At 43.4% G+C, this 13962-nt stretch carries 15 protein-coding genes; 9 read left to right on the top strand and 6 right to left on the bottom strand.

Annotated features, from left to right (window positions below; all coding sequences use genetic code 11):
• Positions 1-27: 27 nt before the first annotated feature.
• Positions 28-567 carry a DUF3038 domain-containing protein gene (locus IM485_RS08455; RefSeq protein WP_104395592.1) on the bottom strand — a complete coding sequence of 180 codons (540 nt, stop codon included), beginning with the start codon at positions 565-567 and terminating at the stop codon, positions 28-30.
• A 136-nt stretch (positions 568-703) separates the two neighbouring features.
• Here IM485_RS08455 and IM485_RS08450 point away from each other — a divergent pair, with 136 nt between their 5' ends.
• Positions 704-2275 (top strand): Na+/H+ antiporter, encoded by a 1572-nt coding sequence (locus tag IM485_RS08450; protein WP_002758276.1) that lies wholly within the window; start codon positions 704-706, stop codon positions 2273-2275.
• Between the two features lie 116 nt (positions 2276-2391).
• On the opposite strand, the gene IM485_RS08445 is transcribed toward IM485_RS08450, so the two are convergent.
• The 4 genes from IM485_RS08445 to IM485_RS08435 all read right to left on the bottom strand — a co-directional run bounded on the left by IM485_RS08445 (position 2392) and on the right by IM485_RS08435 (position 4341).
• Positions 2392-3033 (bottom strand): PEP-CTERM sorting domain-containing protein, encoded by a 642-nt coding sequence (locus IM485_RS08445; protein WP_238141829.1) that lies wholly within the window; start codon positions 3031-3033, stop codon positions 2392-2394.
• Positions 3034-3269: 236 nt separating this feature from the next.
• Positions 3270-3371, bottom strand: coding sequence for a PIN domain-containing protein (locus IM485_RS22940; RefSeq protein ID WP_464472986.1), 102 nt, complete (start codon positions 3369-3371; stop codon positions 3270-3272).
• A complete protein-coding gene (locus tag IM485_RS08440) occupies positions 3368-3619 on the bottom strand; it encodes a UPF0175 family protein (protein ID WP_287742431.1) in 252 nt (83 codons plus the stop codon). Before IM485_RS08440 ends, IM485_RS22940 begins: the two co-directional genes overlap by 4 nt.
• Before the next feature lie 206 nt (positions 3620-3825).
• Positions 3826-4341, bottom strand: a complete 516-nt coding sequence (locus tag IM485_RS08435) for a single-stranded DNA-binding protein (protein ID WP_104395590.1) — start codon at positions 4339-4341, stop codon at positions 3826-3828.
• 85 nt (positions 4342-4426) lie between these two features.
• Between IM485_RS08435 and IM485_RS08430 the strand changes: the two genes are divergently transcribed.
• The 5 genes from IM485_RS08430 (at position 4427) to IM485_RS08410 (ending at position 9398) form a co-directional block, all read left to right on the top strand.
• A complete protein-coding gene (locus IM485_RS08430) occupies positions 4427-5422 on the top strand; it encodes an amino acid ABC transporter permease (RefSeq protein WP_287742429.1) in 996 nt (331 codons plus the stop codon).
• Positions 5423-5747: 325 nt separating this feature from the next.
• Positions 5748-6125, top strand: coding sequence for a hypothetical protein (locus IM485_RS08425; RefSeq protein ID WP_002737069.1), 378 nt, complete (start codon positions 5748-5750; stop codon positions 6123-6125).
• Positions 6126-6410: 285 nt separating this feature from the next.
• Positions 6411-7271: a shikimate dehydrogenase gene (locus tag IM485_RS08420; protein WP_287742427.1), complete on the top strand. Its 861-nt coding sequence runs from the start codon at positions 6411-6413 to the stop codon at positions 7269-7271.
• A 29-nt stretch (positions 7272-7300) separates the two neighbouring features.
• Positions 7301-8344: an AI-2E family transporter gene (locus IM485_RS08415; protein WP_104395587.1), complete on the top strand. Its 1044-nt coding sequence runs from the start codon at positions 7301-7303 to the stop codon at positions 8342-8344.
• A gap of 67 nt (positions 8345-8411) precedes the next feature.
• On the top strand, positions 8412-9398 hold the full coding sequence (locus IM485_RS08410; protein ID WP_104395586.1) for a DMT family transporter: 987 nt from the start codon (positions 8412-8414) through the stop codon (positions 9396-9398).
• Here the strand turns inward: IM485_RS08410 and IM485_RS08405 are convergent.
• The gene (locus tag IM485_RS08405; protein ID WP_104395585.1) at positions 9375-10604 is read right to left on the bottom strand and encodes a class I SAM-dependent methyltransferase; all 1230 of its coding nucleotides are present in this window, start codon (positions 10602-10604) and stop codon (positions 9375-9377) included. The two genes, IM485_RS08410 and IM485_RS08405, sit on opposite strands and share 24 nt — an antisense overlap.
• A 131-nt stretch (positions 10605-10735) precedes the next feature.
• Between IM485_RS08405 and IM485_RS08400 the strand changes: the two genes are divergently transcribed.
• From IM485_RS08400 to IM485_RS08390, 3 genes are all read left to right on the top strand, one after another.
• The gene (locus IM485_RS08400) at positions 10736-11599 is read left to right on the top strand and encodes an MBL fold metallo-hydrolase (protein WP_104395584.1); all 864 of its coding nucleotides are present in this window, start codon (positions 10736-10738) and stop codon (positions 11597-11599) included.
• A 113-nt stretch (positions 11600-11712) separates the two neighbouring features.
• Positions 11713-12411 (top strand): bifunctional demethylmenaquinone methyltransferase/2-methoxy-6-polyprenyl-1,4-benzoquinol methylase UbiE, encoded by a 699-nt coding sequence (gene ubiE / locus IM485_RS08395; protein ID WP_287742423.1) that lies wholly within the window; start codon positions 11713-11715, stop codon positions 12409-12411.
• Between the two features lie 35 nt (positions 12412-12446).
• Positions 12447-13685, top strand: a complete 1239-nt coding sequence (locus IM485_RS08390; RefSeq protein ID WP_159253385.1) for a DUF445 domain-containing protein — start codon at positions 12447-12449, stop codon at positions 13683-13685.
• The last annotated feature ends 277 nt before the right edge of the window (positions 13686-13962 follow it).

Here is a 13962-nt window from a genome sequence, read left to right as displayed (position 1 = left end):
ACTGATAACTGATAACTGATAGCCTTTTTACTTTTTACTTGCCAAAAGGGTGTGCCAAAGAAGGAGATGACTGCGGGGGCTGCTGTAGAACAATAAATCGATTAATAATTTCCAGGCTAGGGAAGCAAGGCTAGAATCACTGAGATTATTTTCCGATATTTCTGGGTATTTTAAGCGAAAATTATCAATATAATTGCCCAAAAGCGTGGTTTTGACCGGTTCTTCTCCTTGAGTTCCCACTTGTTCCAAGAGAATTACAGCGCGACGGATTAACTCTTGCTTTTTTTGGGCTAGATGACAGAGGAGGAGAACTAGAGAACGGATGTCCGCTAGGGAAAGTTTTGACTGGGGTTGCCAGTGGTGGGCAACTAGGCGATCGCTTGTATCTGCATCTAAGGCTAATTCTTGGGCTGCTTGGGTGATAGAATCGGAGTCTAAATTAGCTAGAGAGACTAAAGCTGCCAAAATCAGGTTTAAATAGCTATTAATATTCTCTAACTGCTCGTTACTGGGTGAGATAGCTAGGGGTAAATCCTCACCCGTGGAGGACTCGGCAGACTGAGGCATAGTCAAGGACATAGATAATAAGGAATTGCCAGCAGAAAAACTTGGGTTTAGGAGAAAAAATCACTGGTTCTAAAGTGTCATAATAATTGAGATTGTTCTTTTCTTGCACGTCCGCTCACCGATTGCCTCCCACCCAATGAGTTTAGAATCCGCTACCGATGAAGTCATTAAGCAAAATTTAGAACAATTTCTAATTGTTTTGTCCGTTTCCCTGAGTGTGGCCACGGTTTCGAGGATTTTTAGCTGGTTTCGCCAAATTCCTTACACCCTATTGTTAGTGATAGTCGGTTTAGGTTTAGCCTTCATCGATATCCGTCTGGTGAACCTATCCCCCGAACTGATTCTAGAAATTTTTCTGCCCCCTTTGCTATTTGAAGCCGCTTGGAATACGCGCTGGCGAGATCTGAAGGATAATTGGATTCCCGTCAGTCTTTTCGCTATTGTCGGCGTAATTATCTCGATTTTCGGGGTTGGTTTTACCCTAGATGAATTGACCAATTTACCCCTATTTACGGCGTTATTAGTGGGTGCGAGCCTTTCTTCTACGGATCCCGTCGCTGTTGTCGCTCTTTTTCGGGAATTAGGGGCCAGTAAAAACCTCACCGTGCTTTTGGAAGGGGAAAGCTTATTTAATGATGGGGTTGCTGTGGTCGCTTTCGCTCTTTTGGTGGAAATTCCCCTCGGTGCTAGTGGTCTATCCTTAGAGACAACCATTAGCCGGATTGCTGCTTTTATCGGTATCGGGGTAGCAGTGGGTTGTTTAGTGGGTTTTGGTATTTCCTATCTGACTCAACGTCTCGATTTACCCCTAGTGGAACAGTCTTTAACTCTTGTGTCCGCCTACGGTGCTTATTTATTAACCGAGGAGTTCGGGGGTTCGGGGGTAATCGGAGTGGTGACTACGGGGATTATTTTAGGTAATTTTGGCTCTCGAATTAGTATGAGTCCCCGTACCCGCCTATTAGTCACGCAATTCTGGGAGTTTCTCGCTTTTTTTGTCAATTCGATCGTTTTTCTCCTCATCGGCGATCAGATTCGTCTCTCCAGTTTAGCCGATAATCTCAATTTAATTTTTATCACGATCGCTGCCGTGGTAGCGGCCCGTTTTCTGGCTACCTTTGCTTTGGCAACTGTTAGTAATGCCTTGATGGAAACTAAAATTAATTGGCGGGAAAAAACGGTTTTATGGTGGGGAGGTTTGCGCGGTTCCGTTTCTATTGCCCTAGCTTTAAGTGTGCCGGTTATTTTTCCCAATCGTCAGGATATCATCGATATCGTCTTCGGAGTTGTTCTCTTTACCCTTTTGGTTCAGGGATTAACTATTCAAACTTTCCTATCGAGATTAGACTTGATCGGTGATCAACCAATTCGAGAAAACTATGCGGAACTTTTAGCCCGACGGGTAGCTTTAAAAAGAGTTTTAGACTATCTTTCTAAGTTAGATAAATCTCCCGATGTTGCCCCCGAATTTTTTAGTTATGAGCAGCATCTCGTCAAAGAAAAGTTAAAGACTGTAGAAGCGGAAATACAATCTCTCAACGATAGTTATCCCCAATTACAGCTATTAACAATGGAACAACTTCGGGAAACCCTCCTAGATATCGAAGCTGATACCTACGCTGAATTTATTCGATCTGGCCGTTTAACTAGCAATTTATCCCCCGTCCTCCAAGAAATTCTCGCTGAAAGTAAAATTAGTGAACAGTAGGACTATTTTGGGGTATATACAATCAATCTCAATTCTCCTAACGACCAACGACTGGGTTTTATGACAAAAACCCCTCCAATTAATGAAGGGGTTTTTGTGGGGTTTTATGGGGGATTTTAGGAGACTTTTGTAGTTTCTTTTTCTGTCAATTGGGAGGGTTTTAGTTTGCGTTTGAGGGTGGAAGCTGCACCGAGTGTTCCTAGAGCGAGGAGGCTGAGAGCGGTAGAGGGTTCAGGTATACTGATGTTGATGTCACTACCTATATGATTTCCAGTAAAAACAAAAATATACTGAGGACTAAGAGTAATACTATACAAGTCCCTATGATTTGGTGCTGGATTATGTTCATGTCCTACTGTTTTTTGGGTTATTAAACCAGGGACGATCTTATCTCCAGCTTGAGAAAATGTAAAAAAATCACCTTCATCACTATCACCATCGTCAGCAGGAACTTTATGTTGAGCAGAAGCAAAAAAATCTAGACCATTTATTTGATTATCACTAAAAGCAACATAAAAATCCCAACACACTCCTCCATTAAATGCACATTTAATCTGTGGAAAATCATTTCTATCAATAGCAAAAAAAAGTGATTCGCCAGGCTCTATTTGTCCATCCCACTGGAAAGTAGCTGTAAAACTATCCTTCGTATCTGTTAAACTAATCAGTGTAAAGGAATTTGCGGTAACATTTTTAGGACATAAAGCAATAGTAGCTACTGTTATTCCAAGAATCAAACCTAAATTAAAGTTTTTCATTTTTAATAGTATTCCGAAAAATACTTCTACTAGCGGACAACAAGAGGATACACATTACCCCCCCCCACAACTGTATCAAAAGTTACAATTTAATAAATCTTTATATTCTTCTCCCTGGCTTAGGGATTGACAGGGGAAGGATTTTCAGGTATTTTACCCTGTTTTACTGCTTCTCAGGCGACCGATCGCCTTCCGTGAGGGATTGTGGCGCGGTGTGTCAGATTCGGTAATAGGGTTCAAAATTTCGCTAACACGGTTTGGTAAATTGACTCTAGCAACCAGAGATGATCGACGATCGCCAGATTGCAAAGGGCGGAGGTATCGCTGACGACGATCATAGCCAGCCTCGATCGCGCAGATGCTGAACATCCTGCTCAAAGTCTTCTACATCGTAGTGAACACAAATATCGCGCTCTGCCAGCAGTTTTTGAAAGTCCATGACTTCCATCCCGGCAATTTTACTGGCGCGACTGAGGGAAATCCGCTCTTGCTGAAACAGCGCAATGGCAATCTCCCGGAGCCAGTCGCCTTGGTTAAAGGTTTCGGCTTGGCTGAGGTTATCCGGTAGGTTCAGGGTAATTTTCATTGAGACATCCTCACGCATATTCTTCTCTAACCCGCCATATCTCAGTTAAAGCTTTGGCTCTTCTGGTTTCTGTGTGGAAACGAGGTCTATACTGATAGAATATCCGCCAAATAGTGCTGAAAGTCTTGCCCGATCAGCATTTCACGATTCCATAAGCAAAAATTATCAGACAAAATCGAGAAGAGCCATTAATTCTGTCGGGGTGATTAGAAAGGAATATCGTCTAAATTTTCCTCCACCGATGTGTCGCTGGGTTGCCAAGCGGAAGGATTAGAAAGTTCATAGGATGCGTCGTATTCAAAGTCCCCGGTGGAGACAGGTGCGACGGGTTTTTCCACCTCGGTTTTATTCGATTTGTGGGCATTGATTGGTACGACTTTTTCTGGAGTCGGGGCTGCCATTTCCCCGCTACTCATGCTGCCGTCAAGATGATAGAGATGACTAATGACTAATTCGGCCCGTTTTTCCTTAAAACCTTCGGGACGATCGATCGTCTGCATGGAGAGACGACCTTCCAAAATTACCCGATCGCCTTCATTATAGTTCTGAGCGACTTCTGAGGCTAAATTTCCCCAAGCTACGGCCCTTAAATTAGCTGGGGTTGCCTCGGCACGATTGGGAGAAAACTCGACTAACATTTGAGCGTAGGGAGTTTGATTATCTTGGGTATAACGTAATTCGGGACGACGGACAATTTTAGCCATTAAAATGCAACTGTTCATGGTCGAAAATCAGTCTGAATTTTTCTAATAGCACCATTGTACTGAATAAGTACAATGATCACCACTGTAGAGGTTGGGGAATTTTATGGGACTCTGGTTAAGAAAAAATCTCTTTAACACTTGGTACAACGTCATCTTAACCCTTGCGGGTCTATTTCTCTGCCTCTGGGGTGGCTTAAGTTTTCTTGATTGGTCGATAAATCAGGCAAAATGGGCTGTAGTGACGGAAAATCTCGGTTTATTTGTGGTCGGTCGTTATCCAGAACAGTCAATATGGCGAATTTGGCTGATTTTAACGATAATTGCGGCTTTATCGCTGTTTTCTTGGCAATTAAACCGGGGTCGCTTCCCCAATTGCCCCGCTTTTCTCCAACGCTGGTGGGGATTGCTCTGGTTATTGACTTTACCTTTAATTGCTTGGTTACTATTGGGGGGATTATTTTTAAAGGCAATTCCCCTCGATGATCTCAGTGGTTTAATCTTAACTTTATTAGTAGCGATCGCCAGTATGATTTTATCTTTCCCCTTGGGAGTATTATTAGCCCTGGGGAGACAGAGTGAATTACCAGCAATTCGTTGGCTATCTATTGGCTATATCGAATTATTGCGCGGTTTACCTTTGTTGGGAATTTTATTCATGGCTCAGGTGATGTTACCCTTAATTTTACCCGCCGGGACGAGACCAGAACGGGTGATCAGAGCGATCGCCGGATTTACCCTTTTTGCGGCAGCCTATCTGGCCGAAAATGTCCGGGGTGGTTTACAAGCGATTCCCAAAGGTCAAATTGAAGCGGCCAAAGCCTTGGGTTTAAAACCGATTTTCGTTTTATTATTGATCGTTCTACCCCAAGCTTTAAAAGCGGTCATTCCCGCTATTGTTGGTCAATTTATCAGTTTATTTAAGGATACTTCTCTACTGGCGATCGTGGGACTGGTGGACCTCTTGGGTATGGCAGGATCGGTTTTAGCTAATCCGAAATTTATCGGCGATTATCCAGAGGTTTATCTATTTTTGGCGTTTATTTACTGGATTTTCTGTTATTCTATGTCCCTAGCCAGTCGTAGGTTAGAACAGCGTTGATTGGGGTGTGGGGTGTGGGGTGTGGGGTGTGGGGTGATGGGGTGATGGGGTGATGGGGTGTGGGGTGATGGGGTGTGGGGTGTGGGGTGTGGGGTGTGGGGTGTAGGGTGTGGGGTGTGGGGTGTGGGGTGTGGGAAGCTTTTCAGTGATCAGTAAACAGTAAACAGTAATCAGTGAACTGAAAACTCACATCTGATAACTGATAACTGATAACTGATAACTGATCACTGATAGATGGCTACCTAGCTTTTTGTCATAAATATTGATATTATTTAACAATGAGCAGCAATTTATGGTAAATATATTTATTTAGGAGAGCGAGAAAATGGCTGGATTCTTTGGCCTGTTTGGCAATAAGACGAAATACGTCGATGAACCGATGGATATGAGCGCACCGGAACCGAAAGAGGCTTTTTACTTGGAACCCGATGACGCTAAAACTCTCGGTGATATCGACTTTATGCGGACACCGATCACGATCCGACGTACTTTCCCGAAAACTGCCTCGAATAAAAAGGGTGGCGAATCGATTAAACAGATTTCTTCTATGGAAGTCAGCAAAGTCACCGATAACGGTATTGTGGCAAAATCGGCTACTTCCGAGGCTAATAGTAAGGCTAACGCTGCTAATGATAACGTTCGTCGCGCTAACGATGACAATATCAATCCTTTCCTGAAAATGGCCCGCGAAATCAAGAAATAGTATAGGGTTTGCTGAATAAATCTAAAAACCTTGTTGGGTAAAACTTTTAGACCTTTTGGCCATCAAAAAGTAATGGATCTGGGAGTGATCGGGGGAAAAATCCCTGGACTTTTTCCCTGAAAATTAGGTAATTGACCCCCTCAAAATCGGTAAAACCCGACACCCCACACCCCACACCCTACACCCTGCCCCCAGGAAAAACTTTTTCAGCAAACCCTAGTATAGTAAGGTGAGCATTGGCCACCCTTGATATCAAACTTTGGTGGGGAAAGCCCACCTTTTTTTATGACCATTATTAACGGAAAAACCAAGTTATTAGGCGTAATCGGCGATCCTATCGGCCATACTCTTTCTCCCCCCATGCACAATGCCGCTATCGATGCCTTGGGGCTAAATTATGTCTATCTTCCCCTACCGATCGCCCCGAAAAATTTAGCAACTGCGATCGCTGGCTTGTCCGCCATCGATCTACAGGGTTTTAGCGTCACAATTCCCCATAAATTAGCAATTATTCCCTTATTATCGCAAATTACGGAGAAAGCCAGGCTAGTAGGCGCAGTTAACACCGTCTGGCGCACGGAAACCGGCTGGCAGGGAACGAATACCGATGTGGATGGCTTTCTCGCACCCTTGAAATCCCTTGACAAAGATTGGAGTCAGGTGAATCCAGTTATTTTAGGCAATGGCGGCGCGGCCCGGGCGGTAGTGGTGGCTTGCGCCCAGTTGGGCTGTGGCGAAATTCATGTGGTAGGACGCAATCAAAAGAAATTAGATCCTTTTAAAGAAAGTTGGGCGAATACCAGCCTCTATGACCTCCTAGAAGTGCATAGCTGGGACGAATTAGAGGGGCTGGTATCCACCACAGAACTCCTGATTAATTCTACCCCGATCGGAATGTCCCCCCAGGGCGAACAATCCCCTGTTGAGTTAGAATTATTAGACCTTTTACCCCCATCGGCGATCGCCTACGATCTAATTTATAATCCCCGGCCGACCAAATTTCTCCGGTTGGCCCAGACTAGAGGGATAAGAATTATTGATGGGTTAGAAATGTTAGTTAATCAGGGAGCGATCGCACTAGAAATCTGGTTAGGTCAACCCGTCCCCGTCTCGGTCATGCGGGAAGCTTTGTTAAAACAATTCTAAATGCTAAAATCCTATTTCTGGCTTTATTTATGCCCCCTTCTAGTTCCTTTTGGAAAACTCTGAATAACTCGATTCTAGTACGCTATCTATTATTATTTGGCTGTGGCTGGAGTCTAATTATCTTAATTAACTATTTCTACGGGATGATCGCTATTTTTACTGGTTCGGCAGTCCTGGCCGCTCTATTAAATTATCCCGTGGTTTGGTTATCCCGTTATCTACCGAGAGGACTAGCCATTGCTATTACCACCCTAGTAGCTTTTATCCTCCTATTTAGATTAGTCACAGGCATAGGATTAGAAGCGGTTAATCAGGGGAGAGGACTACTATTTAATCTTACCGATGCCCTTAGTCAAAAAGATTTTTTACCCTTTCAAGACTTTCTTGATCGATTAGATTTGAATAAAATGGTGGGAAGCTTACAAACCGGTTTAGCCACGGGTTTATCGCTTGTACAGGGAGTTTTTTCCAGTGTCTTTACGGGCATTTTCGGGGCGGTGATCAGTGTTTATATGCTCATCGACGGTGATAAACTCTGGCGAAGTTTTTTGCAACTTCTCCCCCTAGCATACCGGGAGCGTTTTGCCAAGTCTTTTCGACAAAGTTTTCTGGGATTTATTCGCGGGCAACTGTTATTAATGCTCTTTTTATCCGTGACGAGTTTCTTAAGTTTTTCCCTATTGGGAATCAAATATGGGCTAATTTTAGCGAGTATTCTCGGTGTTATCGATGCTATCCCGGGTATCGGGGCAACCCTGGGCATTTTGCTGGTAACTATCTTGACTTTTACCTCCCAGGGACTAGCAATTGCCGTTAAAGCTTTTATTGTCTGTGTTGTCTTGGTGCAAATTCAAGATAATATTCTTCGCCCTAAAGTTATGGGCAATGCCCTAGAATTAAACCCAGTAATTTTATTTTTATCCCTCTTTATCGGCGAAAGAGTTGCGGGATTATTAGGAATTTTTCTCTCCATTCCTATTGCTGGAATGATTGCGATCTGGATCAGTTACGGGGAAGAAAAACCAATAACAGATTTAGAGGAAAATCAGTTAGGAGAAAGTCAGGAGAATTAAGGGCTGATCCCCAGTCTCTACTATACAATTAGAGAAATTTGTTATCCACAACACTCGATCGCTACCTATGGAAAACCTAGATTTAAAGAAATCCTCGCCCCTCTTATTTATCTCACCGTTTTTTCTCTGGGGAACAGCGATGGTAGCGATGAAGGGTGTTATCCCCCACACCACCCCCCTATTTATGGCGGGAATTCGCCTTGTCCCCGCCGGAATGTTAGTTTTAATAGTAGCTTGGTTTTTAGGTCGTCCTCAGCCCAAAACCCTGCAAGCATGGTTATGGATTGCCCTTTTTGCTCTCATGGATGCCACTCTTTTTCAAGGTTTTCTGGCATTGGGATTAAATCGCACCGGGGCGGGGTTAGGATCGGTAATTATTGACTCCCAACCCCTAGCGGTGGCTTTAATGTCCAGTTGGCTATTTAAAGAAGTTATCGGTGTCTGGGGATGGTTAGGATTGGGTTTAGGGATTGGGGGAATTAGTTTAATCGGCCTGCCCGATCAATGGTTTTATGACTTTTTTGGACAAAAAGCGGTAAATATTGACTTTAGCTGGCAGGAATTACTAAATAGCGGCGAAATGCTCATGCTTTTGGCTTCCCTATCCATGGCGGTGGGAACAGTGTTAATCCGGTTTGTCTGTCGTCATGCGGATCCCGTCAGCGCCACCGGATGGCACATGATTTTAGGAGGATTGCCGCTATTTTTAGCTTCAGGTTTCACCGAATCCCATCAATGGCAAAATATCGATTTAAATGGTTGGTTAGCTTTAAGTTATGCCACGATTTTTGGTAGTGCGATCGCCTATGGAATATTCTTTTATTTAGCCGCCAAGGGCAATTTAACCAGTTTAAGTTCTTTAACTTTTTTAACTCCGGTTTTTGCCCTCAGTTTCGGGAATTTATTCCTTGGTGAGATGTTAAGTATATTGCAATGGGTGGGGGTATCTTTAACCCTCGTTAGTATTTATTTAATCAATCAAAGGGAAAGAATATCCCCACAAGTGCGGGCAATTTTTGCTAATCTTTCCTCACTTATACCCAAAAGCAACTAACTCAAATTCTGTGCGAATTACCTCGACTCTGGCAAAATTTGCTTCTTGTAATTTCTGGTTAAGATTTTGGGAGGTAAAACCAGTTTTATGAGCCATATAGGGCATTCCGGGGACTTCTGTTCCCATGCCGTAAAACATCCATAAAGCCCGCACGGGACCTCCAGGAGAAATATACAAAGGTTCATTTTCCATATCGCCTCTAGCGACAAATTCGGCGGCAGTTTGCATATCGGGAACTACGATCATTAAAAAGCCTTCGGGTTTAAGAATGCGTTTAAATTCTCCTAGGGCGATGGGAACTTCGTAATGATAAATATGTTCTAGATTATGACTAGAAAAAACCGCATCGACGCAGTTATCGGGAACGGCACTTAAATCGGTAATTGTTCCTAAAATATCGGGGTTAACAGCAGTATTGATATCGAGGCGAATTTCTTGCCAATTGCCATCGCGGAATAGTTTAGGTAAAGCTTCGGGATTATAGGGACCACAACCCACATTTAAAACCAGTTTTTTCGGGGATTTTAGCGCTGTTATCCCTGGGGGAGCATTCCAAGCTAATAAACAAATATTTTTCAAACCAAGCAAACCGTGATTAGCTACTTGATCATCTAAAATTATCTGGGCTTGGGGATGGGTTTTAGTAAAATCTTTTATTGCCTGTTGGAGAGCAGGATGCTGACATTTATTGATGATAATTAAAGCGTAATCAGACCAGAATTTTTTGGCGAAAAGTAAAGAGATGAAGAGGGATCGATAGTCTTCGGCGGCATCGTAGTAATAAACTCCCAGCTTTTCTTCACTGTTTAATTCTTCCAGATCATCAAAAAAGTTTTCCGTTTCTTGATCGCTTAAAAATATCTGTTCTGATAGTTGAAAATCCTCCAAATCCTCAGATAATATAGTTAGCTTTTCTCCCGATGGATCGTATTTAAAAAAAGCTTCTACGCCATAACCGCAGCGATCGCTATTATTGCAGAAAGCGGCGACTAAACTACCGCGACGAAAACAGCCAATTTGACAGTAAACCTCGTCCGGTTGCAGACAGGCAACGGCTAGATTGAGCAGGGGAAAGAGATTGCGATCAGGATAGGAGGCGGTTTTTTCGCTTAAAAGGGTTAATTGCTCGGAAATAGGCGACATCAAAGGCGATCCCCAATCCTGATACTGTTGGGGCAGTTTTTCTAAGAATTTCTGTAAATCCATGCTCTTGCAAAAGTGACGATCCTCACCCTTAATCATAGATCGTTGTGTTAGGGATGAAGTCACAGACTTAATTGTGGAAGAGTGCTAATCTGATCTATTAGCCCATCAGCACAAGTAGACCAACTTCTGATATGCCCTACAACTGCTTCCAGATCAAATTTTGGGGAGTACGGGGGAGTATTCCCTGTCCAGGTTCGGAAACCGTTCGTTATGGTGGTAATACTTCCTGTGTGGAGATGCAAGTCGGTAGAGAAAGATTAATTTTTGACGGTGGTACAGGGTTACGCATCCTAGGACAGTCTTTGATGGCAGAAAGTCCAGCGAAAGCCCATTTATTTTTCACCCACTCCCATTGGGATCATATTCAAGGTTTTCCTTTTTTTACCCCTGCTTTTATCAGGGGCAATACTTTTAAAATCTACGGGGTTCCCTCCCCCAACGGAGCAACCATCAAGCAAAGATTACACGATCAGATGTTACATCCTAATTTTCCCGTGCCTTTGCAGATTATGCAGGCCGATTTAGAATTTTATGATCTAGAAATGGGCGAAACTCTCCACTATGGCGATGTCAGGGTCGAAAACCGTCCTTTAAACCATCCAGGGGAAGCGGTGGGTTATCGGGTAAATTGGCGGGGTTTATCGGCAGCTTATATTACCGATACCGAACATTTTCCTGATCGCTTTGATGATAACGTTTTGGCTTTAGTCCGGCAAGCGGATGTGATGATTATTGATGCTACCTACACCGATGAGGAATACAACGATCCTAAGTATTCTAAGGTGGGTTGGGGTCATTCCACTTGGCAGCAGGCAGTTAAAATCGCCCGGGCAGCACAAGTTAAGCAGTTAGTTCTATTTCATCACGATCCCGCCCATAATGACGATTTTCTCGATCGCATTGGGGAACAGGTAAGAAAGATTTTCCCTCAAACTATTCTCGCCCGGGAAGGCCTGTTGATCGAACTGCGACCGGGAGATGATTCAGATAGATGAAGCGTAACCTAAGTCACTGTTCCCCACCATGAAGATAACTGCTCCCCGTGAGCGCAGATAAGATAGAATGATATAACTTCATCTGGGATTTTCTCTGATGCCATATTATAAAAATGTCCAATCAATCCTCACCTAACTCCACAGAAATACAAGCAATTTTTGATCAGATCGCTCCCGAATATGACCGCCTTAATCAAGAATTAAGTTTAGGATTACACCGTATCTGGAAATTAATGACAGTCAAATGGTGTCAACCCGAAAAAGGGGATTTTGCTCTCGATATCTGTTGTGGTAGCGGCGACCTGACTAACCTATTATCAAAACAAGTGGGCAAAACCGGCCAAGTGATCGGACTAGATTTTTCCCCACAACAATTAAAAATCGCCCGTCAACGTTTTAGCGCCACTAATATTAACTGGATGGAGGGGGATGCCCTCAATTTACCCTTTGCCGATTCTAGCTTTGATTGTGCCACTATTGGCTATGGATTACGCAATGTGGTGGATATTGCCCAATGTTTGGGGGAATTATACCGAGTCCTCAAACCGGGTGCTAAAGCGGCGATTCTGGACTTCCATCAACCCACCGAAACCATCGCCAAATTATTCCAAAACTGGTATCTCGATCATATCGTCGTTCCGGCTGCCGAGCGCTACGGCTTAACTGACCAGTACGCTTATATTAGTCCCAGTATCGATCGCTTTCCCCGGGGCCCAGAACAGGTAAAATTAGGCTATCGGTCGGGATTTTCCGGCGCTGTTCACTATCCACTCCTAGCAGGACTGATGGGAGTGTTAGTCTTAAAGAAATAACTCACTCACATTTCCGTTTATTTTTTGCTGCTAAATTGAATCTCCCTACTCTTTGGACATGGATCTTACCGCCGATCGCGGGGGCAATTATTGGCTATTTTACCAACGATGTAGCCATAAAAATGCTATTTCGTCCCTACAAGGCGATTTATATCGGTAAGCGTCCTCTTCCCTTCACCCCGGGGTTAATTCCTCGCAATCAAGATCGATTAGCTGTCCGGGTATCGGATACGATCATGGGTTCCCTGTTAACTCCCGAGGAATTACAAAAACTGGCTAAACGACTCCTCGACACCGAAAGGGTACAGGGGGCGATCCTCTGGCTGTTACAATTAGCTTTAAAACAAATAAAAGGCGATCGGCAAGCAAAAACAGCCGAGATTTTGGCGGCGATTCTTCACGATTTATTCGGGGAATCTTTAGCGAGATTACTAAAAGTTTTAGCCCGACGGCAGGACTTTTTAGAAAAACAGATCAATCAAATTTTTGATCGCCTAGTCTTAGAATTTTCTCTCAGTGAACAACAGGCGCGACAATTCTCCGATTGGCTATTAGAAACCGTCCTACCTGCTGATGTTATCCGTCTAGCTTTAATCGATTTTTTAACCGATCGCAATATTCAGGTTATCGATGAAGGATTTCGGGAAAAAACCAGTGGAACCTATTGGGTAGTAGCCAATTTATTCGGTTTACGCAATGCTCTCGCTCGCTTACGCACTTTTTGCCTTGATGAAAAGGATTTAGCTAATACCAGAATCAAAGAATTATTACTATCTTTAGAGATGCGTAATCGTCTGAAAAACTGGTTACAAGGTATCTCTTTGCAAAATTTACCTATCTCCACCGTCAGACAATTGCGTAAAACCACTAGGGATACGGTGCGAATTTATATTCAAGAAAGTGGCGAACAATTTCTGCAAGATTTTGGACAAACGATCGACTGGGATCAAATCGCTAATTTAATTATTAATCGTCTGCAATCTTCGGAGTCAATGACTACATCATTAGGGGTAATTAGTCAAGAGTTAGCGTTAATTTTAGAGCGTTATTTAGAGGAAGATTTAGAGAAATTAGTCGCCCAAATTATCCCGATTCTCAACATCGATCAGGTAATCCGCGATCGGGTGAATGCCACTTCCCCGGCTGATCTGGAAAATGCTATTCAAGGCATTGTTAAACAGGAATTACAGGGAATTGTTAATCTCGGTGGGATTCTTGGTCTTCTAGTCGGACTAATGCAAACAGTTATTTTAATTGCACAGAATAGAGGGTAATAATTAGGGTTTGCTGAAAAAGTTTGTTGGTGGGGGCAGGGTGTGGGGTGTGGGGTGTGAATTTTCCCCCTGAAAAAGCCTTAATCTAACAAGGTTTTTAGATTTATTCAGCAAGCCCTAATTAGGGTTTGCTGAAAAAGTACGGGCGAAGCATTCGGGCAATAACCTATCGGTGAAACCGTAGATTTTTTATCCGAATGCTTCGCCCCTACAGGACGCGGGCCGATGAAGACGCAAGGTTTTGAAGCACGATTCTCTCAAAATCTTGCACCTGTTT

Origin of the sequence: Microcystis sp. M169S2 (genome assembly GCF_020245865.1) — a bacterium.
Classification (GTDB): Bacteria; Cyanobacteriota; Cyanobacteriia; order Cyanobacteriales; family Microcystaceae; genus Microcystis; species Microcystis ichthyoblabe_A.
The sequence above is the reverse complement of the archived record's forward strand: the minus strand, read 5'-3'. Positions and strand labels throughout refer to the sequence as shown.

What these genes read in the sequence shown, in the direction of transcription:
- IM485_RS22940 (WP_464472986.1), bottom strand. Translation starts at nt 3,371, where the DNA reads ATGATCGTCGTCAGCGATACCTCCGCCCTTTGCAATCTGGCGATCGTC.
- IM485_RS08445 (WP_238141829.1), bottom strand. Translation starts at nt 3,033, where the DNA reads ATGAAAAACTTTAATTTAGGTTTGATTCTTGGAATAACAGTAGCTACT.
- IM485_RS08435 (WP_104395590.1), bottom strand. Translation starts at nt 4,341, where the DNA reads ATGAACAGTTGCATTTTAATGGCTAAAATTGTCCGTCGTCCCGAATTA.
- IM485_RS08425 (WP_002737069.1), top strand. Translation starts at nt 5,748, where the DNA reads ATGGCTGGATTCTTTGGCCTGTTTGGCAATAAGACGAAATACGTCGAT.
- ubiE (WP_287742423.1), top strand. Translation starts at nt 11,713, where the DNA reads ATGTCCAATCAATCCTCACCTAACTCCACAGAAATACAAGCAATTTTT.
- IM485_RS08405 (WP_104395585.1), bottom strand. Translation starts at nt 10,604, where the DNA reads ATGGATTTACAGAAATTCTTAGAAAAACTGCCCCAACAGTATCAGGAT.
- IM485_RS08420 (WP_287742427.1), top strand. Translation starts at nt 6,411, where the DNA reads ATGACCATTATTAACGGAAAAACCAAGTTATTAGGCGTAATCGGCGAT.
- IM485_RS08455 (WP_104395592.1), bottom strand. Translation starts at nt 567, where the DNA reads ATGCCTCAGTCTGCCGAGTCCTCCACGGGTGAGGATTTACCCCTAGCT.
- IM485_RS08410 (WP_104395586.1), top strand. Translation starts at nt 8,412, where the DNA reads ATGGAAAACCTAGATTTAAAGAAATCCTCGCCCCTCTTATTTATCTCA.
- IM485_RS08430 (WP_287742429.1), top strand. Translation starts at nt 4,427, where the DNA reads ATGGGACTCTGGTTAAGAAAAAATCTCTTTAACACTTGGTACAACGTC.
- IM485_RS08415 (WP_104395587.1), top strand. Translation starts at nt 7,301, where the DNA reads ATGCCCCCTTCTAGTTCCTTTTGGAAAACTCTGAATAACTCGATTCTA.
- IM485_RS08400 (WP_104395584.1), top strand. Translation starts at nt 10,736, where the DNA reads ATGCCCTACAACTGCTTCCAGATCAAATTTTGGGGAGTACGGGGGAGT.
- IM485_RS08440 (WP_287742431.1), bottom strand. Translation starts at nt 3,619, where the DNA reads ATGAAAATTACCCTGAACCTACCGGATAACCTCAGCCAAGCCGAAACC.
- IM485_RS08450 (WP_002758276.1), top strand. Translation starts at nt 704, where the DNA reads ATGAGTTTAGAATCCGCTACCGATGAAGTCATTAAGCAAAATTTAGAA.